This is a genomic window from Streptomyces sp. NRRL S-378, from assembly GCF_000720645.1.
Classification (GTDB): domain Bacteria; phylum Actinomycetota; class Actinomycetes; order Streptomycetales; family Streptomycetaceae; genus Streptomyces.
Genome location: NZ_JOBX01000005.1, coordinates 160477 through 183201 on the forward strand (window position 1 = coordinate 160477; position 22725 = coordinate 183201).

16 protein-coding genes, 2 pseudogenes and 1 riboswitch are annotated in these 22725 nt (G+C 72.4%); of the genes and pseudogenes, 10 read left to right on the forward strand and 8 right to left on the reverse strand.

The window, feature by feature from the left end; genetic code table 11:
- Position 1 precedes the first annotated feature (1 nt).
- The 8 genes from IH80_RS0105535 (at position 2) to IH80_RS0105570 (ending at position 10074) form a co-directional block, all read left to right on the forward strand.
- On the forward strand, positions 2–442 hold the full coding sequence (locus IH80_RS0105535) for a DUF7144 family membrane protein (RefSeq protein WP_030958156.1): 441 nt from the start codon (positions 2–4) through the stop codon (positions 440–442).
- 6 nt (positions 443–448) lie between these two features.
- Positions 449–1963 carry a gluconokinase, GntK/IdnK-type gene (locus tag IH80_RS41850; RefSeq protein WP_078906342.1) on the forward strand — a complete coding sequence of 505 codons (1515 nt, stop codon included), beginning with the start codon at positions 449–451 and terminating at the stop codon, positions 1961–1963.
- A 32-nt stretch (positions 1964–1995) separates the two neighbouring features.
- Positions 1996–2913 (forward strand): cyclase family protein, encoded by a 918-nt coding sequence (locus IH80_RS0105545; RefSeq protein ID WP_030958159.1) that lies wholly within the window; start codon positions 1996–1998, stop codon positions 2911–2913.
- Positions 2914–3062: 149 nt separating this feature from the next.
- Positions 3063–4643 carry a GMC oxidoreductase gene (locus tag IH80_RS0105550; protein WP_030958160.1) on the forward strand — a complete coding sequence of 527 codons (1581 nt, stop codon included), beginning with the start codon at positions 3063–3065 and terminating at the stop codon, positions 4641–4643.
- Positions 4644–4807: 164 nt separating this feature from the next.
- Positions 4808–5647 (forward strand): SDR family oxidoreductase, encoded by an 840-nt coding sequence (locus tag IH80_RS0105555; RefSeq protein WP_037878933.1) that lies wholly within the window; start codon positions 4808–4810, stop codon positions 5645–5647.
- 30 nt (positions 5648–5677) lie between these two features.
- The gene (locus IH80_RS0105560; protein WP_030958164.1) at positions 5678–7174 is read left to right on the forward strand and encodes a cytochrome ubiquinol oxidase subunit I; all 1497 of its coding nucleotides are present in this window, start codon (positions 5678–5680) and stop codon (positions 7172–7174) included.
- Positions 7171–8226 carry a cytochrome d ubiquinol oxidase subunit II gene (locus IH80_RS0105565; protein ID WP_030958166.1) on the forward strand — a complete coding sequence of 352 codons (1056 nt, stop codon included), beginning with the start codon at positions 7171–7173 and terminating at the stop codon, positions 8224–8226. Before IH80_RS0105560 ends, IH80_RS0105565 begins: the two co-directional genes overlap by 4 nt.
- Positions 8227–8286: 60 nt before the next feature.
- Entirely contained in the window at positions 8287–10074 is a 1788-nt protein-coding gene (locus IH80_RS0105570) for a cation:proton antiporter (protein WP_030958167.1), read from the forward strand.
- Here the strand turns inward: IH80_RS0105570 and IH80_RS0105575 are convergent.
- A complete protein-coding gene (locus IH80_RS0105575) occupies positions 10046–11893 on the reverse strand; it encodes a glycoside hydrolase family 15 protein (protein ID WP_030958168.1) in 1848 nt (615 codons plus the stop codon). The two genes, IH80_RS0105570 and IH80_RS0105575, sit on opposite strands and share 29 nt — an antisense overlap.
- A 302-nt stretch (positions 11894–12195) precedes the next feature.
- Here IH80_RS0105575 and IH80_RS0105580 point away from each other — a divergent pair.
- Positions 12196–13302 (forward strand): annotated as a pseudogene (locus IH80_RS0105580) (DUF2254 domain-containing protein); the annotation flags it as partial.
- Positions 13303–13455: 153 nt separating this feature from the next.
- On the opposite strand, the pseudogene IH80_RS41855 reads toward IH80_RS0105580, so the two are convergent.
- The 4 genes and pseudogenes from IH80_RS41855 to IH80_RS0105595 all read right to left on the reverse strand — a co-directional run.
- Positions 13456–13875 (reverse strand): annotated as a pseudogene (locus IH80_RS41855) (thymidine kinase); the annotation flags it as partial.
- A gap of 55 nt (positions 13876–13930) precedes the next feature.
- Positions 13931–15133 (reverse strand): alkaline phosphatase family protein, encoded by a 1203-nt coding sequence (locus IH80_RS0105585; RefSeq protein WP_030958171.1) that lies wholly within the window; start codon positions 15131–15133, stop codon positions 13931–13933.
- Positions 15133–15729, reverse strand: coding sequence for a DUF5998 family protein (locus IH80_RS0105590; protein WP_030958173.1), 597 nt, complete (start codon positions 15727–15729; stop codon positions 15133–15135). The genes IH80_RS0105585 and IH80_RS0105590 overlap by 1 nt, the downstream gene beginning before the upstream one ends.
- Positions 15730–15779: 50 nt before the next feature.
- Positions 15780–18563 (reverse strand): bifunctional GNAT family N-acetyltransferase/acetate--CoA ligase family protein, encoded by a 2784-nt coding sequence (locus IH80_RS0105595; RefSeq protein ID WP_030958175.1) that lies wholly within the window; start codon positions 18561–18563, stop codon positions 15780–15782.
- A gap of 184 nt (positions 18564–18747) precedes the next feature.
- Here IH80_RS0105595 and IH80_RS0105600 point away from each other — a divergent pair, with 184 nt between their 5' ends.
- Entirely contained in the window at positions 18748–19029 is a 282-nt protein-coding gene (locus IH80_RS0105600) for an HPr family phosphocarrier protein (RefSeq protein ID WP_030026990.1), read from the forward strand.
- Positions 19030–19268: 239 nt separating this feature from the next.
- On the opposite strand, the gene IH80_RS0105605 is transcribed toward IH80_RS0105600, so the two are convergent.
- The 3 genes from IH80_RS0105605 to IH80_RS0105615 all read right to left on the reverse strand — a co-directional run bounded on the left by IH80_RS0105605 (position 19269) and on the right by IH80_RS0105615 (position 22710).
- Positions 19269–19946, reverse strand: coding sequence for a GntR family transcriptional regulator (locus IH80_RS0105605; protein ID WP_030958176.1), 678 nt, complete (start codon positions 19944–19946; stop codon positions 19269–19271).
- A gap of 209 nt (positions 19947–20155) precedes the next feature.
- Positions 20156–20956, reverse strand: coding sequence for a M23 family metallopeptidase (locus tag IH80_RS0105610; protein ID WP_030958177.1), 801 nt, complete (start codon positions 20954–20956; stop codon positions 20156–20158).
- 12 nt (positions 20957–20968) lie between these two features.
- Positions 20969–21128: riboswitch (cyclic di-AMP (ydaO/yuaA leader) on the reverse strand.
- A gap of 214 nt (positions 21129–21342) precedes the next feature.
- Positions 21343–22710 (reverse strand): M16 family metallopeptidase, encoded by a 1368-nt coding sequence (locus IH80_RS0105615; RefSeq protein ID WP_030958178.1) that lies wholly within the window; start codon positions 22708–22710, stop codon positions 21343–21345.
- Positions 22711–22725 lie beyond the last annotated feature (15 nt).

Sequence of the window (22725 nt, forward strand, 5' to 3'; positions counted from 1 at the left end):
CATGACGAGTCATGCGGGCGGAGCACGCCCGAACGGCGCGGCGTCGACCGCGCGCAAGGGCGGCTTCAGCGCCCGCAACGGCTGGCTGCTCTTCGCCGGGTTCCTGATGATCTTCGGCGGACTGATGATGGTGTTCTCGGGCATCTCCGCGCTCGCCAGGGACGACGTCTTCATCCCCACGCCCCACTACGCCTACGAGTTGGACCTCACGGGCTGGGGCTGGATCCACCTCGTCCTGGGCGTCGTGATCTTCTTCGCCGGATTCGCCGTGATCAAGGGCGCCCTGTGGGCCCGCGTCGTCGGCCTGGCGCTGGCGGGCCTCAGCATGGTCGCGAGCTTCATGTGGCTCCCGTACACGCCGTTCTGGGCGCTGGTGCTCCTGGCGGTCGACGGTCTGATCGTCTGGGCCCTCTGCACGGCACCCGGTCTCCTGGAGGACTGATCCCGGATGCCGGTGGAAGCCGCGGCGCCGACTCCGCTGGTGCTCGTCATCGGGGTGTCCGGCTCGGGCAAGACCACGGTGGCCCGGCTGCTCGCGGAACGGCTCGGCTGGCCCCACCGGGACGCCGACGAGTTCCACTCCCCGGCCAACCGGGCCAAGATGGCCGCCGGCCACCCCCTCGACGACGCCGACCGGGCCCCCTGGCTCGCCGCCATCGGTGCCTGGATGGACGAGGAGGCCGCGGCGCACCGTCCGGCGGTGGTCAGCTGCTCGGCGCTCAAGCGCTCCTACCGGGACCGGCTGCTGCGGGGCAGGCCCGGGGCGCGCCTGCTGTACCTGCACGGCACGCCGGACCTCGTCCGGGCCCGCCTGGGGGCCCGGCACGGCCACTTCTTCCCGCCGGCCCTGCTGGACAGCCAGTTCGCCGACCTGCAGGAACCGGGGCCCGACGAGCACCCCGTGGTCGTCGGGGTCGACCAGCCGCCGGAGGCCGTGGCGGCGGCCGCGCTCTCCTTGCTGGATCTCGCCGATCCTTCCCCGTCGCCCGAGGAGGCCCCCATGTCCGAGCAGACGCCCCGGTCCGCGGGCCCCACGGGCGAGCAGTGGGAGTTGCGCCACGGCGGGCAGCGCGCCGTCGTCGTCGAACTCGGGGGCGCCCTGCGCCACTACGAGGCCGCCGGCCTGCCCCTGCTGGACGGGTTCGCCGCCGACGAGCCGGTCACCTCGGGGCGCGGCCAGCTGCTCGTGCCCTGGCCCAACCGGGTGGGCGGCGGCCGCTACCGCTTCGACGGTGCGGACCTGCAACTCCCGCTGAGCGAGCCGGAACGGCACAACGCGATCCACGGACTGCTGCGCTGGACGCCGTGGCGGTTGCTCGCCCACTCCGGCGACGCGGTCCGGGTGGGCACCACCCTCCACCCACAGCCCGGATACCCCTTCCTGCTGGACGTCTTCGCCGAGTACCGGCTCGACGACGACGGCCTGGCGGTCCTGGTCCGCGCCGTCAACGCGGGCCCCACGAAAGCCCCGTACGGGGTGGGGCAGCACCCGTACCTGACGGTCGGCACCGGTCTCGTCGACACGGCGCGCCTCACCGTGCCCGCCCGCCACCGGCTGACCACCGACGAGGAGGGCCTGCCGACGGGCGAGGAACCCGTCGAGGGCACGGCGTACGACTTCCGCTCCGCCCGGCCCATCGGCGCGCAGGCGTTGGACACCGCCTTCACCGGACTCGAACGCGACGCGGCCGGACGGGCCGTGGTGCGGCTGGCGCACCCGTCGGGGCGGCGCGGGACCGACCTGTGGCTCGGCGAGGGCACCCGGTACGTGCAGATCTACACGGGCGACACCCTGGGAGAGCGAGGGCGGCGCCGGCGCGGTGTCGCCGTGGAGCCCATGTCCTGTCCGGCGGACGCCTTCCGCTCCGGCAGCGGCCTCATCGTCCTGGAGCCGGGGGCCGGTCACGTGCTGCGCTGGGGACTGCGCCCCTGGGGGAGCGCGGACCCGGGCGGGACCCGATGACGCGGCCTCCCGGACCTCCCGCCCCGCGATCCATGAGCACGGAGGACTTCCGGGTCCTGTACGAGCGGCTGCGCCGGGCAGCGCGGTCCGGCACGGACCGCGGCCGGCGCGGGGCGCTGCGCCATCTGACGCCGGCACGCGTCGCGGCGGCCGCGGCCGAGGTCAGGGTCGGGCGCACGGTGTCCCTAGCCGCGCCGATAGAGACCCGGCCGGGCCCGGACAACCCCGAGCCGGCGAAACACCGGATGACCGGTCCCGCCCCCGGGGAGGCCGGGGCCGACGGGCTGCACTTCGCCCTCGACCGGTTCGCCATGAACGTCCACGGCGACGCCGACAGCCACCTCGACGGGCTGAACCACGTGCTGTACGACGGCGAACTCTACGACGGGGTCCCGGCCGGCGACGCGACGGCCCCGGAGGTCCGTTCGCTCTCCGTGGACCTGGTCCGGGAGGGCATCGTCGGACGGGGTGTGCTGCTGGACGTACCGCGGCTGCGCGGCGTGCCCTGGCTGGAGCCGGGGGACCACGTGACGGTGGAGGACCTGACGGCCGCCGAGGCCGCCGAGGGGGTCCGCGTCGGCCCCGGGGACCTGCTGCTGGTCCGGGTGGGGCACCGGCGCCGCCGCGGGGAGCTGGGGGCCTGGGAGGCGGCCCGGGCCAGGGCGGGCCTGCACCCGCGGGCCCTGGCGTTCCTGGCCGATCGGGAGGTCTCCGTCCTGGGCGGCGACGGCAACAACGACACCGCCCCCAGCGCGGTGGCGGACGTCGCGTTCCCCGTGCACGTCCTGGCGGTGCACGCGATGGGTGTACACCTCATGGACTACCTGCAGTTCGAGGAACTGGCGGGGGCCTGCGCGCGGGCCGGCCGCTGGAGCTTCCTGTGCGTGGTCGCCCCGCTGCGCCTGCCGGGCGCCACCGGCTCTCCGGTGAACCCGATCGCCGTGCTGTGACGGCGCTCCGCGCCCGGGCCCGTCCGACCGGGTCGCCGTCCGGTGGAAGGGCGGCTAGTTTCGAATGGGTGGGAATGCCAGGCCTCCGCGCCGCGGAGTGGCAGGTCCCCGGCCCGACGGGGGCCACGAGCCCAAGGACGGTGGTCGACGTGGGCGACTCTCCCCACTACGACGTCATCATCATCGGCACCGGCGCCGGAGGCGGCACCCTCGCCCACCGGCTGGCGCCCTCCGGCAAGCGCGTGCTCCTCCTCGAACGCGGCGGCTGGCTGCCGCGGGAACGGGACAACTGGGAGTCCACGGCCGTGTTCGTCCGGGGCAAGTACCGGGCCCCGGAGTTCTGGTTCGACCGGCACGGCAACGAGTTCCCGCCCGAGGTCAACTACTACGTCGGCGGCAACACCAAGTTCTACGGAGCCGCCCTCTTCCGGCTGCGGCCCGAGGACTTCGGCGAGATCCGGCACCACGGCGGCATCTCCCCCGCCTGGCCGCTGCGGTACGAGGACCTGGAGCCGTACTACACGCAGGCCGAACACCTCTACCGCGTGCACGGGCGCCACGGTGAGGACCCGGGCGAGGGCCCGGCGAGCGCGCAGTACGCCCACCCGCCGGTCGAACACGAGCCGCGCATCCAGCAGTTGAGCGACGACCTCGAGAAGAAGGGGCTGCACCCCTTCCACCTGCCCATCGGGGTCGACCTCGTCCAGGACGCCGGCGGGCGGGCCGTCCCGTCCAGCGTGTGCATCCGCTGCGACCGGGTGGACGGCTTCCCCTGCCTGGTGCGCGGCAAGTCCGACGCCCAGGTGATCTGCGTGGAGCCCGCCCTCGAACACCCCGGCGTGGAGCTGGTCACGGACGCCCGCGTGGTCCGGCTGGAGACCGACGCGGCCGGGCGCAGCGTCACCGCCGTCGTCGTCAGGCTGCCCGACGGCTGCGAGACCCGGTTCTCCGCGGACGTCGTGGTCGTCTCCTGCGGGGCGGTCAACTCCGCCGCGCTGCTGCTGGCCTCGGCCAACGAGCGTCACCCCCGCGGGCTGGCCAACAGCTCCGGCGTGGTCGGCCGGCACTACATGCGGCACAACAACCTGGCCCTGATGGCGGTGTCGAAGGAGCCCAACCCCACGCAGTTCCAGAAGACCCTCGCGCTGCACGACTGGTACCTGGGCGCGGACGACTGGGACTTCCCGCTGGGCGGCATCCAGATGCTGGGCAAGTCGGACGCCGAGCAGATCCACGGCGAGGCCCCGCGCTGGGCCGGAGCCGTCACCCCGGACATGCCCTTCGAGGTGCTGGCGCACCACGCGGTCGACTTCTGGCTGTGCGGGGAGGACCTTCCGCAGCCCGACAACCGGGTCACCCTGGACGCTGACGGCGCCATCCACCTCGCGCTCGACGAGAAGAACAACATCGAGGGCCTGAAACGGCTGCGGCACAAGCTCCAGAGCATGCTCGGGCACCTGGGCATGCACGAGCACCACCTGCTGTCGCACAGCATCTACCTGCACAAGGGCATGCCGATCGGGGCGACCGCGCACCAGGCGGGCACCGTCCGCTTCGGCACGGACCCGGCCTCCTCCGCCCTGGACGTCAACTGCAAGGCGCACGACCTCGACAACCTGTACGTGGTCGACACGAGCTTCTTCCCGAGCATCGGCGCGGTCAACCCGTCCCTCACGGCCATCGCCAACGCCCTGCGGGTCGGCGACCGCCTCCTGGCGCGGCTGAACTGACCCTCCCCCGCGTCTGCGCCGACCGGAGGAAGATCCTCGGCCGAACGGCCCAACCGGGACCCGCCCGGCAGGCTCCCCGCTGCGGCCGGTGATTACGTGGGCGGTCGGTCCGTCCGGCTGCGGCCGGGACGTGGCGGCCCGCTCATCGAGGAGGCAGCACAAACGTGGAGTCCACCGTGGGCGCACCGCAGGGTGTGATTCCGGCTCACCTGCTCAAGGGTCAGAAGGCGCTGGTCACCGGCGCCAACTCCGGCATCGGGAAGGCGACCGCCATCGGGCTCGGCAGGGCCGGCGCCGACGTCGTCGTCAACTACGTGGCGGACCAGGAGTCTGCCGAGGCCGTCGTCCGGGAGATCACCTCCTTCGGGGTGCGCGCGGCGGCGTACGAGGCGGACGTGTCCCAGGAGGACCAGGTCGTCGCCATGGTGGACCGGATGGTCCGGGAGTTCGGGACCATCGACATCATGGTCGCCAACGCCGGCCTGCAACGGGACGCCCCGTTCACCGAGATGACCCTCGCCCAGTGGCAGAAGGTCCTGGACGTCAACCTGACGGGGCAGTTCCTGTGCGCCCGGGAGGCGACGAAGGAGTTCGTGCGGCGCGGCGTCGTGCCCGAGGTGTCCCGCGCGGCCGGGAAGATCATCTGCATGAGCTCGGTGCACCAGCTCATCCCGTGGGCGGGCCACGTCAACTACGCCTCCTCCAAGGGCGGCGTGCAGATGATGATGGAGACCCTGGCCCAAGAGCTCGCGCCGCAGAAGATCCGGGTGAACGCGGTCGCCCCCGGGGCCATCAAGACGCCGATCAACCGCGGTGCGTGGGAGACCGAGCAGGCCCGCGAGGACCTGCTGAAGCTGATCCCGTACGACCGGATCGGGGATCCGGAGGACATCGCCCACGCGGTCGTCGTGCTCGCCTCCGACCTCATGGACTACGTGGTGGGGACCACCCTCTACGTCGACGGCGGGATGACCCTCTTCCCCGGCTTCGCCACCGGCGGCTGATCCCTCCCCCGCCTAGCAGCGAAGGCACGCATGCACACCACGGTTCTCCTGCTGGCGGCGGATGCCCCGGCCCAGCTGCTCCCGGCCCGACAGCTCATGGCCTTCACCCTGGCCTCGCACATCATCCTGGTGCCGATGGGGGTGGCCCTGCCGTTCATCACCCTGCTGATGCACTACCGGGGGATCCGCCGCAACGACCCCACCGCCCTGCTGCTGGCGCGGCGCTGGTCGGCCGTGATGGCGGTGCAGTTCGCCGTCGGAGTCGTCACCGGCACCGTCCTGTCCTTCGAGTTCGGCCTGCTCTGGCCGGGGCTCATGGGCAAGTGGGGCGACGTGTTCGGCATCGGCTTCGGTGTCGAGGCGTGGGCGTTCTTCCTCGAAGCGGTGCTCATCGCCGTCTACCTGTACGGCTGGCGCCGGCTGAAGCCCCGTACGCACTTCCTGCTCGGGCTTCCGCTGCCGGCCGCCGCGCTGATGGGGGCGTTCGGCATCCTGGCCGCCAACTCGTGGATGAACACCCCGCGCGGCTTCACCCTCGACTCCGCCGGCAACCCGGTCGACGTGAACATCTGGAAGGCCATCTTCACCCCGATGTTCGGGCCGCAGTACTGGCACTTCGTCGTGGCGATGCTGCTCACCGCCGGGTACGTGGTGGCCGGGGTCTACGCCGTGGGCTGGCTGCGCGGCCGCCGCGACCACTACCACCGGCTCGGCTTCACCGTGCCCTTCACCGTCGCGGCCATCGCCACCCCGATCCAGTTCTTCCTGGGCGACTCCATCGCCCGGCAGGTGTTCCAGAAGCAGCCGGTGAAGTTCGCCGCGATGGAGATCGTCTGGGAGACCGACACCCACATGCCCGAGTACCTGTTCGGCCGTCTGCATCCGGACGGGACGATCTCGGGCGGCATCAAGATCCCCCAGCTCGACTCCATCCTGGCCGGCTTCAGTCCGGACACCAAGGTGATGGGGCTGACCGCCGTCCCGGAGAGCGACCGGCCGAACGCCACCCAGGCGACCATCGCCCACTGGGCCTTCGACCTCATGGTCGTGATCGGGTCCGTGCTGGTGCTGCTCGCCCTCTGGTACGCCGTGGTCTGGCTGCGGCACCGCAGGCTGCCGGCGTCCAAGTGGTTCTGGCGCAGTGCGGCCTGCGCGGGCGTCGCGTCCGTCGTGGCCGTGGAATGCGGCTGGGTCACCACCGAGGTGGGGCGCCAGCCGTGGATCGTCTACCAGAACATGCGGGTCGCCGAGGCGGTCACCTCGACGCGCTCGACGACCTTGTGGATCATGTTCGGGCTGGTGATCGTGGTGTACGTGTTCGTCTTCGGCGCGTTCCTCGCCGTCCTCCTCAAGATGCGCACCAGATGGCGGCTCGCCGACGCCCAGCCGGAGGCGGGGAGTCCGGTCGAGGCCCCGGAGGCGGACACGCCGTACGGACCGCGCTCGTCCGTCCCGTCCTCCTCGTCCTCCTCGGCCTCGTCGTCCACGCCCTCGTCCGGGCCCTCGTCCGGGGACGGCCGCCCGTGACCGCCGACCTCATCGCCTTCGTGCTGCTGCTCGCCGTGACCGCGTACACCTGCGCCGGCGGCACCGACTACGGGGCCGGTTTCTGGGACCTCACCTCGGGCGGGGCGGAGCGGGGCAAGCGCCCCCGGTGGCTCATCGACCACGCCATGGCCCCGGTGTGGGAGGTCAACAACGTCTGGCTGATCTTCATCTTCGTCATCATGTGGACGGGGTTCCCGGTCTTCTTCCAGACGGTGTTCTCCGCGATGTGGGTGCCGCTCGCCCTGGCCGCCGTCGGCATGGTCCTGCGCGGCGCGGGCTTCGCCTTCCGCAAGGCCTCCCGGCGGATCGCCGGGCAGCGCCTGTTCGGGACCCTGTTCGCCGTGTCCTCGCTGGTGACGCCCTTCTTCCTCGGCGCGGCCGCCGGCGGGATCGCCTCCGGCCGGGTCGCGCTCGGCACGGAGGCCTCGGCCAGGGCCTGGTCCAACCCCACCTCCCTGGTCTTCGGGCTGCTGGCCATCGCGACCACTGCCTTCCTCGGCGCCGTGTTCCTCTTCGGTGACGCCCGCCGCTTCGGCGCGCCCGATCTCGTCGACCACTTCCGGGGGCGGGCGCTGGGCGCGCTCGCCGTGGTCGCCGTACTGGCCGTGGTCGCGCTGTTCGTCACGCGCACGGACGCCCCCCACGTGTGGCACGGCCTCACCCACGGCATGGGGCTGGTCTTCGTCCTCCTGGCCGCGGCGGCCACGTTCGCCACGGCATGGCTCCTGCTGCGGCCGCCGGGAACCTGGGTACGCGTCACGGCGGTGGGGGTCGTCGCGGCGGCCGTCCTGGCCTGGGGCATGGCCCAGCGGCCCTACCTCATCCCCACCTCGCTGACCGTCGCCGAGGCCGCGGGCGCCCCCTCCACGCTGACGTGGCTGGCGTTCGTCACGCTGGTCGCCCTGGTGATCGTCGCCCCGGCCGTCGCCCTCCTGTACTGGCTGGACACGCACGGCGAACTGGAGTCGCTCACCGACGCCGACCTGCGGCGCGGCGGCACAGAACGGGGCGAGAGCGCCGATGGGAGCTGAGGGGCGAGCGAGCCGCGTCCGGCCCCGTCGCACCGCAAGCGTCCGAGGGGGAATGCCACTGTGAGCGAGGACCAGATCCTCCTCGGCCTCGCCCTGACGGTGGCGCTGGCCGCCTTCTCGCAGATCCTCGCCAGCAGGCTGCGCGTGCCCGCGCTGATCCTGCTGCTGCCCGCCGGTTTCGTCGCGGGGGCGCTGACCGACGTCATCCACCCGGACAAGCTGATCGGGCCGCCGTTCGACGCGCTGGTCTCCCTGTCGGTGGCGGTGATCCTCTACGACGCCGGTCTCGGACTCAACCTGCGCCAGCTCACCGGCCGCACCCGGGGCATGGTGGGCAGACTGCTGACGGTGGGTGTGCTCGCCACCTTCCTCGCGGTCGGCTTCGTCTCCCCCGCGCTGTTCGGCATGTCGCTCGCCACCGGTGCGATGCTGGGCACGATCCTCGTGGTCTCGGGACCGACGGTGGTGGGACCGCTGCTCGAATACGTGCGGCCCACCGACAAGGTACGTCGCATCCTGATCTGGGAGGGGACGCTGATCGACCCGATCGGCGGCATCCTCGGCGCGCTCGTCTTCCACGCCGTCTCCTCCTCGCACCGGATCGACATCGGCCGGGGCTACCAGCTCGGCCAGTTCATGATCAGCATGGGTGTCGGCCTGATCGGCGGAGCCGTCGGCGTCGCCCTGCTGTGGCTGACGCTGCGGGTCCTGCGGCTCGGCGAGACGCTCGGCACGCTCGCCCAGCTGGCCGTCGTGATCACGGTGTCGGCGGGCTGCGACATCGTCCGCGACGACACCGGGCTGATCGCCGCGATCGTCACGGGGCTGGCGGTCACCAACATCCCCGGCTTCGACATGCCCGCCCGCCGCCCCTTCTTCGAGACCCTGGTCCAGCTGATCATCGGGCTGCTGTTCATCTCCATCTCGTCGACCGTCACCCCGGCGTCCCTGACGCCCGTGCTCCTCCCCTCCCTCGTCCTCATCGCGTTCCTCGTCCTGGTCCTGCGGCCGCTGATCGCCTTCATGTCCACCCGGAAGTCCGGGCTCACGCGCGGGGAACGGGGCTTCCTCGCCTGGATGGCGCCGCGCGGCATCGTCGCGGCCTCCACGGCATCCGCGTTCGCCGCCACCTTGACCGACAAGGGGCTGAAGGGGGCCTCGAAGATCCTCCCGGTGACCTTCCTGGTGATCGTGGGAACGGTCCTGCTCTACGCGCTGACCGCCGCCCCCATGGCCCGCAGGCTGGGGGTCGTCCGCCCCTCCCGCACGCGCCCCCTGCTGGTGGGCGGTGACCGCTGGGTCATCGACATGGGGAAGGCGCTGCGCTCGGCCGGACTCGACGTCCTCATGTGGGCAGGGGACGAGGAGGAACGGGAGCGGATCAAGGACGCCGGAATCGAACTGGCTCAGGGGGAACTGCTGGCCACCGCCACCAACCCGCGCGCACGGCTGGAGGGCGTCACCGCCGTCTTCCTCCTCACGGACGACGACGACTTCAACGCGCTGGCCTCGGTCATGGTGGAGGGCAACGTCGAGGGCCCCGTCTACCGGGTCGGACCCCCGCACACCAGCCACGGCGTCGTCGCCCCCTACACGGGCGGCGACATCCTCTTCGGCACCCGGCTGGTCCGGCACGTGCTGGCAGAGCGCTACCGGGAGGGTGCCCGTTACCTGGTGCAGCCGGCCTCCGAGCCGGCCCCGGCGGACTTCGAGACGCTGTTCGTGGTGCGCGCCGACGGCAGGCTCGACCCCGTCACGGAGACCGAGGCCGCCGCCCCGGCGGAGGAGGACGTCCTCGTCCTGCTCGGTCCCGTACCGCTCACGCAGCGCGGGCCCGAGCCCGGTTGAGGGTCGCGTCCAGGGTGATGGCCGCGTCGATGAGCGCCAGATGGGTGAACGCCTGCGGGAAGTTGCCCAGCTGGCGGCCGGTCAGGTCGATCTCCTCGGAGTAGAGGCCGAGGTGGTTGGCGTAGGAGAGCATCTTCTCCAGCACCAGCCGCGCCTGATCGGTGCGTCCGGCCCGGGCGAGCGCGTCGACGTACATGAACGTGCACAGCGAGAACGTGCCTTCGGAGCCGCTCAGGCCGTCCGGCGACGCCTCGGGGTTGTACCGGTAGACCAGGCTGTCGGTGACCAGCTCCCGGTCCATCGCGTCCAGGGTCGACTTCCACATCGGGTCGTCGGGAGTGATGAAGCCGACCGTCGGCATCCGCAGCAGGGCGGAGTCGAGGACGTCGCTGCCGTAGTGCTGCACGAACGCCACGCGCTGCGGGTCCCAGCCCCGCTGCAGGACCTGCCCGTAGATCGCGTCGCGGGCCTGGCTCCAGCGGCTGGTGGCCGCGGGCCGGCCACTCGCGGCCGCCAGCCGCAGGGCACGGTCGAAGGCCACCCAGGACATCACCCGGCCGTAGGTGAAGTCCTGGCGGCCGCCCCGGGTCTCCCACAGGCCTTCACCGGGCAGGTCCCAGTGGTCGGTCAGCCAGTCGAGGATGGTGTGCAGGGAGGCCCAGCCCGGGTTGTCCAGCTGGATGCCGTGCTGATGGGCGAAGTAGATGCTGTCGAGCGCCTCGCCGTAGATGTCCAGTTGCAGCTGGGTGGCCGCGCCGTTGCCGATGCGTACGGGCCGGGAGCCCTGGTACCCCTCCCAGTGCTCCAGGGTCTCCTCGACGAGGTCGGAGGAGCCGTCGACCCGGTACATGATGTTCAGCGGGCCGGTGTCCCCGTCGCTGCCGGCCTTCTCCTTCACCCGGTCGCGCAGCCAGCCGATGAACGCCGTCGCCTCCTCCGTGAAGCCCAGCCCCAGCAGGGCGTACACGGAGAACGACGCGTCGCGGATCCAGGTGAACCGGTAGTCCCAGTTGCGCTCGCCGCCCAGCTGCTCGGGCAGTCCCGCCGTGGGAGCGGCCACCAGGGCGCCGCTCGGCGCGTAGGTCATCAGCTTCAGCGTCACCGCCGAGCGCTCGACGGCCTCCCGCCACCGGCCGGAGTACGTCGACTGGCGCAGCCACGACCGCCAGTACCGGACCGCTTCGGCGAACATCGCGTCGAAGTCGGCGGGCAGGATCTCGCGCGGCGGCCCGCCGGCCGACGACTCCAGCACCAGCCCCCTTTGCCGGCCGGCCTGCAGGGTCAGCGAGAAGTGCAGGTCGTGGTCGTCGGACAGGGCACTCAGCAGCCGCTCGTCGCCCGGTTCGCGGACGGCGTGAACGGTCAGCTCCAGTCCCTCCGACGCGAACACAGCGCCGTGCTCGGTGGTGTGCAGCGTGTGCGGGGCCCGGCCGTAGTCGAACCGCGGGGCGATGTCGATCTCGAACGTCATGCTGCCGCGCACGCACTTCAGCATCCGCACGATGCGGTGCCGGTCGGTGGCCGTCGTCCCGGTCACCGGCATGAAGTCGATCACCTCGCCGGCGCCCGACTCCGTCATGAACCGCGTCACGAGGATCGCGGTGTCGGGGAAGTACAACTGCTTCGTCGTGTACGTCGTGTTCAGCGGTGCGACCCGGAAGTGCCCGCCCTTCTCCCGGTCCAGCAGCGACCCGAACACGCTCGGCGAGTCGAAGCGCGGACAGCAGAACCAGTCGATCGTTCCGTCGGTGGTCACGAGAGCGGCCGTCTGGAGATCGCCGATCAGCCCGTGGTTCTCGATCAGGGGGTACTCGTCCATCGGGAACACCTCTCGGTCCGCGGGTACACGGCCCGGCCGGAAGGAACACGGACGGGAGAAGGCCGATCCGGGTCACCGGTGTCACGCGGTCAGCTTAGGCAGGAATGTCCGGCCGGTCCTGCGGAGGCCGGGGACGCCGCGGCCGGGCCCGGCCGCGGCGTGCGCAGGACGGTGAGCGGCCTTACCGTGAGGGCTGAAGGCCGTCCCGAGCCGTGAACCGGAGGTCGGAGGTCACCCGTGCCGTTGCCGCGCAGACGCACGAAAGCGCCCGTCGGGCAACCGGAATCCCGCTACGGCCCCTGATGTCCTGGGCCTCCCGCTTCCGGCTGCTGCAGTACACGAAGGCCAGCCTGTGGATCGTGCCGCTGCTCGGTCTGATCCTCGGCGTACTGCTGGCGGAATGGGCCGTCTCCGTGGACAGCGAGGGGCTCCCGGCCGGCTGGCGGTACTCCGCCTCCACGGCCGGCGGCGTGCTCACCGCCATCGTCGGCGCGATGATCGCCCTGCTCGGATTCGTCGTGACGATCGGCGTGCTCGTCGTCCAGCAGGCGACGGGCACGCTGTCCCCGCGCTACATGCGCCTGTGGTACCGGGACCGGCTGCAGAAGGCGGTGCTGGCCACCTTCACCGGGACCTTCTCCTTCTCCTTCGCCCTGCTGCGCACCATCGAGTCGGACTCCGTGCCCGACCTCGGGGTCACCATGGCCGGGGCGGCCGTGTCCGTCAGCCTGTTGCTGCTGCTCGTCTACCTCAACCGGTTCACCCACAACCTCCGGCCCGTCGCCATCGCCGAACTGGTCGGACGGTTGGGCGGGACGGTCCTGGTCCGCGGGGAGGCCGCGGTCCTCGGCGCCGCGCCGCGTGCGGGGGACCCCGGGGCGCCGGCGGACGGCGGTCCGGTCGCCTGCGTACGGTCCGAACGCGGCGGCGTGATCCAGGCGTTCCATCCGGGACGGCTGACGGCGCTGGCGGAACGCCACGACTGCGTCCTCGTGGTCACCCGCCTGGTCGGGGACTACGTGCCGCCGGGCGCGGTGGTCGTGGAGGTCCGTGGCGGGACGTCGGCACCCGAGCCGCGGGAGGTCACCGGGCTGATCGCCTTCGGCTCGGAGCGGACCATCGAGCAGGACCCCGCGTTCGCGCTGCGGGTCCTCGTCGACATCGCCGTCCGGGCGCTGTCCCCCGCCGTGAACGACCCGACCACCGCGGTCCAGGTACTGAATCACATCGAGACGTTCCTGCACGCGGTCGGCCGGGCCGGCCTGCGCAACCGCTACGTGCTGGGCGACCGACACGGCACGCCGCGGCTGGTGGTCCAGGGCCGGGACTGGGAGGACTACCTCCAGCTGGCCGTGACCGAGATCCGCGAGTACGGCACTGCGTCCGTCCAGATCTGCCGGCGGCTCCGCTCCCTGCTGGAGGGCCTGCTCACCGCGCTGCCGCCCGGCACACTGCCGGCCGTCCGCACCGAACTGGCCCTGCTGCAGGAGTCGGTCGAGCGCGAGTACACCGACCCCGCCCGCCGCGCCCTGGCCCGCACCCCCGACCCCCAGGGCATCGGCGAGCTGCTCTATCCGGTCGGCGAGTTCGATCAGACGCTGCGAGCCGGGGAAGAGCTTCGTGCGGAAGTCCGTGGTGATGCCGAAGGCGAAGACGTCCTTGTCGAGGTCGTCGACGATCCGGGCCAGCTGGTCGATCTGCTCCGGAGCCAGGAACTGGGCCTCGTCGACGATCACGTAGTCCGCCTTGCCGCCCTGGGAGAGCTCCCCCACGAGGTAGGCGTACAGGTCCATGGCGTCGGCGACCTCGACCGCCTCGGTGACCAGACCCAGACGGGAGGACAGCTTGCCCTCGCCGGCCCGGTCCTGGCGGGTGAAGATCACGCCCTGCAGGCCGCGGGCCGAGCGGTTGTGCGTGATCTGGAGCGCCAGCGTGCTCTTTCCGCAGTCCATCGTTCCGGAGAAGAACACCAGCTCGGGCATGGGAAGTACGGACCTTTCGGGTCGTGGGCGGGTACGGGGGTGGTGACCGGACCGGTCAGGTGCGGATTTCGAGCAGCGGGACGAGCTGTTCCGCCGCGGTCATGGAGCCGTGCATTCCGGTGAGGGCCGACTCGTTCGGCTCGTTGCGCGAAGCGGTGATCGCGACATCGGCCTGGGCCGCCGCGACGACGTCGCCGATCCGGCCGAGCACGCGCTCGTCGCACTCCCCCGGCGGGCCGAACCAGCCCAGTTCCAGGGCCTCTTCGCGGCTGGCCACCCAGAAGCGGTCGCCGAGCACCTCGCGCCACACGGTCAGCACGTCGGCCTCCGCCCCCGGCACCGCGTACACGTGCCGGGCCCGGCCCTCGCCGCCCAGCAGGGCGACGCCGGCGCCCAGCTCCCAGTCCTCGTCGAAGTCGATCCGCGCGTCCTCGTCGAAGGGGACGTCGACCATGCCGTGGTCGGCGGTCACGTACAGCGCGGTGCGCGGCGGAAGCTGCTCGGCGAGCCGCTGGACGAGCCGGTCCACGTACATGAGCTGGCCGCGCCAGGCGTCCGAGTCCACGCCGTGGCGGTGTCCGGCCCCGTCGAGCTCGCTGTAGTAGGTGTAGACGAGCGATCGGTCACCGGCGGCGAGGCGTTCGGCGGCCACGTCCATCCGCTCCTCGCCGGTCATCCGGCCGAGGAAGGTGCCGCCGCTCAGGGCGACCTTGGTGAGCGGGGTGGTCTGGAAGGCGGGCGAGGACACCTGCGCGGTCGCCACGCCGGCCTTGTCGGCTTCGTGGAAGACCGTCGGGTACGGCTGCCACGGCTTCGGCGGCGCCCACGGGTGCCAGCGGAGCTGGTTCATCAGCTCGCCGGTGGCCGGGTTGCGCACGGCGTAGCCGGGCAGTCCGTGGCGGGCGGGCGGCAGCCCGGTGCCGACGGAGGCCAGCGAGGTGGCGGTGGTCGCCGGGAAGCCCGCGGTGATCGGGCGCCCGGTGCCGCCGCGCGAGCTGCCGAGCAGGGAGGCGAGGTACGGGGCCTCGTCCGGGTGGGCCTTGATCTGCTCCCAGCCCATGCCGTCGACGAGGAAGACGCAGTTGCGGTCGGCGGGGGTCAGCTCCGCGATGGCGGCGGTGTAGCCGGGGACGCCCTGGCCCGCCACGAGCGTCGGCAGCAGGTCGGCGAGCGAGCCGGCGCCGTACTCCGGGACGGGCGCGCCGGCCAGGTCCAGCAGCTCCGGCTCGGTCCAGTCCTGCGGTGCGGAGTACACCATCAGCGGGCGGAGGTGGAGGTCGCCGCGGTCGCCTCGGAGAGGGCCTGCGCGAAGACCAGGGTCTGGCGCACCGCCTCCGGTCCGTCGCCGGCCTCGCTGACCCGCAGGCTGAGGTCGTCGGCGGTGGAGTTGCCGGTGTAGCCGTGGTCGGAGTCGCAGTTGGGGTCGCCGCAGGCGGCCGGCTCCAGGTCGATCCGGGAGACCGCGCCCCAGCCGATGGTCAGGACGACCTCGCGGGGCAGGGTGCCGGGGGTGTAGGACTCCGGGTTCGCCACGACGCGGCTCAGCACCACGGAGGAGATGCTGGAGAGCTTGACCGACTCGGTGGAGGTCGTCGCGTACGGGGACGGGGACCCGGCGTCGGCGGCCTGCTCGTCGGTGTGGCTGACGATGAAGCGGTTGCCGGTCAGGACGAGCACGGTGACGTGGCGGCGCACCTCGTTGGAGTCGAAGGTCGTCTCCTGGTGGACCAGGTACGACGAGATCGGCTCGCCGCCCACCGCGGCCTCCACCGCCTCGGCCACGAGGGCCGGGTAGTAGCCGCTGCGCTCGATCGCCGTGCGCAGCCCCTGGGTCGTCGTACCGGATTTCGCCATGGGGTCAATGGTAAGGCCCCTCGGGTGCCCTCCTACCGCGCCGTACCCGGTCAGTAACTGGGGAGGGTCCGCGGCCCGAGGTCGCCGCGGGCGGGCGGATGGGCGACCCGGACGGTGGCGCTGAGCACGGAGGTCCCCTCGACGGCGACGACGACGGGCTCCAGGGAGACGTCGATCACCTCGGGATGGTCGTCGACGAGCCGGGAGAGCCGCAGGAGCACCTCCTCCAGGGCGGGGGTGTCGACGGGGTCGCTGCCGCGCCAGCCGAACAGCAGGGGTGCCGCCCGGATGGCCCGGACCAGTCCTGCGGCGTCCCGGTCGGTGGCGGGGACCAGCCGGTGGGCGGTGTCGCCGAGCAGCTCGGAGGCGACCCCGGCGAGCCCGAAGGAGAGGACGGCGCCGGCGGCCGGATCGAGGACGGACCGGATCACGGTGTCGACACCGCGCGGCACCATGGCCTGGATCACGGGCTGGAGCTCGGCCGGCTTGCCGAGCGCGTCGGTGAGTTCTTCGTACGAGCGCCTCAGCTCGGCCTCGTTCGTGATGTCGAGCCGTACGCCGCCCAGGTCCGCACGGTGGCGCAGGTGCGGGGCGGTGGTCTTGAGGGCGACCGGGTAGCCCAGGATCCCGGCGGCCCGGACGGCGGCGTCGGGGCTGGGCGCGGGGAGCGTGGGCAGGACCCGGATCCCGTAGCGCGCGAGCAGTTCGCGGGCGTCCCAGTCGCTCAGGGTCAGTACGGCCCCGCCGTCGACGTCGGCGAGCAGCCCGGCGAGCTGGGTCGCGGCGCCGGCCTCGTCGATGTCCTCGTACTCGGGGACCTGACCGGCGTCGGCGAGGGACCGCCGCCACTGCCCGTAGCGCACGGCCTCCGCGACGGCTTTCACGGCGCGCTCGGCGGCGGGGTAGCTGGGGATCCGGACCGGGGCGGCGGTGGCGGGGGCCGGGGTGGCGGCCGGGGTCCAGGGGCTGCCCGCGGCGGGGCGGTCCCGCGCCTCGGCGTCGGGTTCACGGGGCGCGGACAGGGCCTGCACGAGCTCGGCCAGTTCCACGTGCACGACCGCCACCGGCTTGCCGGGGGCCTCGGCGACGGCTTCTCGGAGCGCGTCGGCCAGGTCGTCGGCGAGGGCGTGCTCGCTGACCCACGGGATGGCGGTCACGACCACCGCGTCGCAGTCGTCGGAGGCGAGGGCGGCGGCCAGGGCGGTACGGAAGTCCTCCGGCGACGCCGCGGTCGTCAGGTCCAGGGGCGGCAGCGGCCGCAGGCCCTGGGTGAGGCAGGCGTCGTAGGTGAGGACGCCGAGGGACTCGGAGTTGCCGAGGATGGCGATCCGGGGTCCGGCGGGCAGCGGCTGCGAGGCCAGCAGCAGGCCGACGTCCACCAGCTCGGTGACCGTGTCGACCCGGATGACGCCGGCCTGTCGCAGGAGGGCGGAGACGGTGTCCTCCGACAGGCGGGTGCCGGGGACGACGTGTCCGGCGGGGGTGTGGCGGCCGCCCTTGGCGACGACCACGGGCTTGACGGCCGCCGTCCGGCGGGCGAGGCGGGTGAACTTCCTCGGGTTGCCGAGGGTTTCGAGGTAGAGCAGGGCGACGTCGGTCGCCTCGTCCTCGTACCAGTACTGGAGGATGTCGTTGCCGGAGACGTCGGCCCGGTTCCCGGCGGAGACGAAGGAGGACAGGCCTTCGCCGCGCCGGAGCAGCGCCGACAGCAGGGCGATGCCGATCGCCCCGGACTGGGTGAACAGGCCGGTGCGGCCGCGCACCGGCATCGGCGCGGGGGTCAGGGAAGCGTTGAGCTCCACCTCCGGGGCGGTGTTGATCACCCCGTAGGCGTTGGGTCCGATGAGGCGCATCCCGTACGAGCGCACCTGCCGCAGCAGCTCGCGCTGGCGGGCGAGTCCGGCCGGGCCGCTGTCCCCGTATCCGGCGGAGAGGACGACGAGCCCCTGCACGCCGTGCTCGCCGCAGGCGGCCACCGCGTCGGGCACCCGGTCGGCGGGGACGGCGATCACCGCGAGGTCGACGGGGGCACCGATGGCCTCCACGGACCGGTAGGCCCGCACGCCGTCGAGGAGGTCGCGGGTGACGGCCTCGTTGACGGCGTAGAGGTGGCCGTGGAAGCCGCTGTCGCGCAGGTTGCGCAGCGCGGCCGCGCCCACGCCGGCGCCGGACCGGCTGACCCCGACGACCGCCACCGAGCCGGGGGCCAGCAGGCGCTGCACGGAGCGGGCCTCGGCGCGCTGTTCCCGGGCGCGCTGCACGGCGAGGGACTCGGCGGTGGGTTCCAGGTCGAGGGTGAGGTGGACGGACCCGTCCTCGAAGCTGCGCTTCTGCTGGTAGCCGACGTCCGTGAACACCTTGATCATCTTGGTGTTGGCGGGCAGCACCTCGGCGGCGAACCGGCGGATGCCGCGCTCGCGGGCCACCGCGCCGATGTGTTCGAGGAGTGCGGAGGCGACCCCGCGGCCCTGGTGGGCGTCCTGGACGAGGAAGGCGACCTCCGCCTCGTCGGCGGGGGCGGAGGCGGGCCGGCCGTCGGGCCCGATGCGGTCGTAGCGGACGGTGCCGATGAACTCCTCGCCGATGGTCGCGGCCAGGCCCACCCGGTCCACGTAGTCGTGGTGCGTGAAGCGGTGCACGTCGCGGTCGGAGAGGCGGGGGTAGGGCGCGAAGAAGCGGTAGTACTTCGACTCGTCCGAGACCTGCTCGTAGAAGCTGACGAGCCGGCCCGCGTCCTCGGTGGTGATGGGCCTGATCCGGGCGGTGCCGCCGTCGCGGAGGACGACGTCGGCCTCCCAGTGGGCCGGGTAGGACGGGTCCGACTCTGTGGTCATGCGCATACCTTACGGCCGGACCGGGGCGGACAGCGCTCGCGCGGCGCAGTGGTCAAGCCGGTACACAGCGGTGCAAGCTGGGGAAGTCGAGCAGCGGCGAAATCCAGGCCGAAGGTCGGTCGGAGCATTCGGGGTGCCGTGAGAGACTGGTCTAGACAACCGTAAGAACCTGAAGGGCATCACCATGGCAGAGCGCCGCGTCAACGTCGGTTGGGCCGAGGGCCTGCACGCTCGTCCCGCCTCGATCTTCGTCCGTGCGACGACCGCTTCCGGCGTCCCGGTGACCATCGCGAAGTCCGGCGGCGACCCCGTCAACGCCGCCTCCATGCTGGCGGTGCTGGGCCTGGGCGCGCAGGGCGGCGAGGAGATCGTCCTCGCCTCCGAGGCCGAGGGTGCGGAGGCCGCACTGGACCGCCTCGCGAAGCTGGTCGCCGAGGGCCTCGAAGAGCTCCCCGAGACCGTCTGACCCTTCGGGTTCACCCCGCACGACACGAGCGGCGCAGCCGCGGCCCCCGGACGGGGGCCGCGGCTGCGCCGCTTTCCGCTGACGGAAGGCCGGGGGAACCGCACCCCGGGAATTCGGCTCCCTCGAAAAGGTCCGGCGCAATCGGGAGCGCGAGGCCGCACACGATCCGCAGGAATTCGCGCAGCACATTATCCCGCGCACCGAATTCGCGCGATGCCGTCCTTTGTATACGGCTCCTGTTAATGGTGCCCGCTCGACATGTTTACGGCAGGTTGCGAAGTGCTCACCGCCGTCCGTTTCCGCAGCCGGTGCGCGCCGGCCGCGCGGTCGGCGTGGATCGCGGCCAGCGTCCGCGCCCGCTCGGCGTCCCCGCGCGCCACCGCGTCCACGATCGCGCCGTGTTCCGCCCAGGACTCCGCGGGCCGGGCCGGCGCCTCCACCACGAACATCCACGCCACCTTGTGCCGCATCTGCGTGAGCAGCGCGATCAGCCCCGGGCTGCCGGAGGCCTGCGCGAGGGTCTCGTGGAACCAGCTCCCGAGCGAGCGCAGGTCCTCGCCCTGCCCCCGCCTGGCCCGCTCCTGACCCAGCCTCACCAGCCCCCGCAGCACCTTGAGGTGCGCGTCGGTGCGGCGCCGGGCGGCCCGGGCCGCCGCCAGGGGCTCCAGCAGCATCCGCAGCTCCAGGAGGTCCGCCGCCTCCTGAGCCGTCGGCTCGGCCACGCAGGCCCCGGCGTGGCGCCGCGTGGTCACGAAGCCCTCGGACTCCAGGGTCCGCAGGGCCTCGCGGACCGGGACGCGCGAGACCCCGTACCGGCGGGCCAGCACCTCCTCGGTCAGCCGACCGCCCGGTTCGAACACCCCGGAGACGATGTCGTCGCGAATTGCCGTGCATACCGCGTGCGCAGGAATACGCAAGACCGAACCTCCGCCTATTTCCGATCGCCAGCCCCCATGCGCACACACGCGCACGTCACGACTCTATTGCAGCACAGCATAATTTCGAGAGCGGACGGAAATCCGAAACATTGCACCCGGACGCAAAAACACGAAGACCCCGGCTCGGGAGGCGGGGTCTTCGTGAAGCTGTGCGCCGTGCGCGCGGCGCGGTGAGCGGCGCCGGGGGGTCAGAGGCTGACGCCGTGCGAGCGCAGGTAGGCGATCGGGTCGATGTCCGAGCCGTACTGCGAGCCGGTGCGGGCCTCGAAGTGCAGGTGCGGGCCGCTGGAGTTGCCGGTGGAGCCCGACAGGCCGATCTGCTGGCCCGGGGTCACCTGCTGGCCGACGGAGACGTTCAGCGAGGACAGGTGGCCGTACTGCGTGAAGGTGCCGTCGTTGTGCTTGATGACGACGTTGTTGCCGTACGCGCCGCCCCAGCCGGCCTCGACGACGGTTCCGAAGCCCACCGCGTGGACCGAGGTGCCGGAGGCGGCGTGGAAGTCGATGCCGGTGTGGCTGCCGGAGGACCACATGCCGCCGCCCGCCTTGTACTGCGTGCTGACGTACGAGTCGTCCAGCGGCGAGACGAAGGTGTTGAGGCGCTTGCGCTCCTCCTCGCGGGCGGCGCGCTCGGCGGCCTCGCGCTCGGCCTTCGCCTTGGCCTCGGCGAGGCGCTTGGCTTCTGCGGCCTTCTGCTTGGCGTCGGCCTCGGCCTGGGCCTTGGCGGCGGCGTGCTCGGCGGCGCGCTGCTGGGACTCGGCCTGGTCCTGGATGTCGCCCGCGAGGTCCTCGGCGACGACGACGGCGCCCAGCCCGTTCTCCGGGGCGGAGCTGCTGTGGTTGTCCGCGGCGAAGGCCGGGGCAGCGAGGGAGCCGACCACACCCGTGGTGGCGATCGCGGCGATACCGGCGTAGCCGGCGGTCTTCTTGCTCAGGCGGCTGGAACCACGGTGCTTGCCGGTACCAGCGGGACGACTGCCAAACGCCATGAAGGGTTTGATCCTTTCCTTCCTTCTCGCCTACCGGGTTAGCTGACGGGTTCGGAGCAGGAAGGTCTCCTACGGGCCTCCTCTTGCGAGGGGGTCCGATTCACCCCAGGGACTGATGTGGGTCCCCGGCTCCCCAGGCTCGCGCCTGACGGGGACTCGGCGATTGCTGCCCGGTGCCGCGGGTGCGGCGGGCACAACTGACGGACAGCACGGCCGACGCTAGGCGGATCATCAGTCAATCGCCAAACAGACGCGCCTTTTTGTTGCGTACGCCACATCACATACGAGCAACCTCACCACTAAACGGACAAAAGAGGCTCCGGCGGAAACCCGCCGGAGCCTCCTGCGAAGTGCGTCAGTTGCCCGTCATCCGGGCGCCCGTGACGTCAGTTGGTGACGACCGTGACGTCACCGATCCCGAGGGCCCGCACCGGCTCCTCGATCAGCGCGGCGTCGCCCACCAGGACCGTGACGAGCCGGTCCGCCGGAAACGCCTTCACGACCGCCGTGGTCGCCTCCACCGTGCCGGTTTCGGCCAACTGCGCGTACAGCTGCGCCTGGTAGTCGTCGGGCAGCTCCTGCTCGACCTGGTCGGCCAGGGTGCCGGCGACCGAGGCGGCCGTCTCGAACTTCAGCGGGGCCACGCCCACCAGGTTCTGCACGGCCACATCGCGCTCGGCGTCGGTCAGACCGCCCTCCGCGAGGGTGCGCAGCACCTTCCAGAGGTCCTCCAGCGCCGGTCCGGTGTTGGGGGTGTCCACCGAGCCGCTGATGGCGAGCATGGAGGCGCCCTTGCCGTCGGCGGTGGAGCGCAGCACCTGGCCGAAGGCCCGCACGCCGTAGGTGTACCCCTTCTCCTCGCGCAGCACCTTGTCCAGGCGGGAGGTGAGGGTGCCGCCGAGGCAGTACGTGCCGAGGACCTGGGCCGCCCAGACACGGTCGTGGCGATCCGGCCCGATGCGGCCGATCAGCAGCTGCGTCTGGACCGCGCCGGGCCGGTCGACGATGACCACGCGGCCGGTGTCGTCGGCGGTCACGGGAGGCACGGGGCGGGCCTCGGCGGTGTCGCCGGTCCAGGCGCCCAGGGTGTCCGCCAGCACGGCGTCCAGGTCGATGCCGGTCAGGTCGCCCACGACCACCGCGGTGGCGGTGGCGGGGCGCACGTGGGCCTCGTAGAAGGCGCGTACGGCGGCGGAGTCGATCCGGGCGACCGTCTCCTCGGTGCCCTGGCGCGGCCGGGAGATCCGCAGGGAGGCCGGGAAGAGCTCCTTGGAGAGCTGCTTGGCGGCGCGGCGCTGGGGGTTGGCCAGCTCGTGCGGGATCTCGTCGAGCCGGTTGCGCACCAGCCGGTCCACCTCGGCGTCGGCGAAGGCGGGGGCGCGCAGCGCTTCGGCGAGCAGGCCCAGCGCCTTGGCCAGCCGGGAGGCCGGGACCTCCAGGGAGACCCGCACGCCCGGGTGGTCGGCGTGCGCGTCGAGGGTGGCCCCGCAGCGCTCCAGCTCGGCGGCGAACTCCTCGGCGGAGTGCTTGTCGGTGCCCTCCGACAGGGCGCGCGCCATGATGGTCGCCACGCCGTCCAGGCCCTCGGGCTCCGCGTCGAGCGGCGCGGCGAGGTTGATCTCGACCGCGACGACCTGCTGGCCCGGGCGGTGGCAGCGCAGCAGGGTCAGCCCGTTGGGCAGCGTCCCGCGCTCGGGGGCCGGGAAGGCCCACGGCTGCGGCTCGCCGGCCTGCGGGCGCGGGTGGAAGGTCATCGTGACGGCTGCGGT